General features: G+C 69.9%; 1 pseudogene. It reads right to left on the bottom strand.

The annotated features are described in order from the left end of the window. Window positions 1–21 precede the first annotated feature (21 nt). Window positions 22–674, bottom strand: a pseudogene (locus CCN51_RS60320) (amidohydrolase family protein); the annotation flags it as partial.

The following is a 674-nucleotide window of genomic DNA, read 5'->3' as shown; positions in this document are numbered from 1 at the left end:
CCGCCCACCCGCAGCGTGCGCTCAGGCCCCGGGCCCGGCCCAGAGGCCGTCCTCCGTGAGCCCCAGCAGCTCGATCGCGTTGCCACGCACGATCCGCTCCACGACGTCCTGCGGCAGATGCCCCATCTGGGCCTCGCCGACCTCGCGCGACTTGGGCCAGGTCGAGTCGGAGTGCGGGTAGTCCGTCTCGTACAGGACGTTGCCGACTCCGATGGCGTCCAGGTTCCGCAGCCCGAAGGCGTCATCGAAGAAGCACCCGTACACATGCTCCGCGAACAGCTCGGACGGCGGCCGCAGCACCTTGTCCGCCACCCCGCCCCAGCCGCGGTTCTCCTCCCAGACCACGTCGGCGCGCTCGAGGATGTACGGGATCCAGCCGATCTGGCCCTCGGCGTACATGATCTTCAGGTCGGGGAACCGGTCCAGTTTGCCGCTCATCAGCCAGTCGACCATCGAGAAGCAGCAGTTGGCGAAGGTGATCGTGGAACCGACCGCCGGGGGCGCGTCCGCCGAGGTCGAGGGCATACGGGAGGACGAGCCGATATGCATGGCGACGACCGTCCCCGTCTCGTCGCAGGCCGCGAAGAAGGGGTCCCAGGCGTCGGTGTGGACCGACGGCAGCCCGAGGTTCGGCGGGATCTCGGAGAAGCAGACGGCCCGCACCCCGCGCGCCG

The organism is Streptomyces milbemycinicus (genome assembly GCF_002154605.1).
GTDB classification, from domain to species: Bacteria; Actinomycetota; Actinomycetes; order Streptomycetales; family Streptomycetaceae; genus Streptomyces; species Streptomyces milbemycinicus.
The sequence above is the reverse complement of the archived record's forward strand: the minus strand, read 5'-3'. Positions and strand labels throughout refer to the sequence as shown.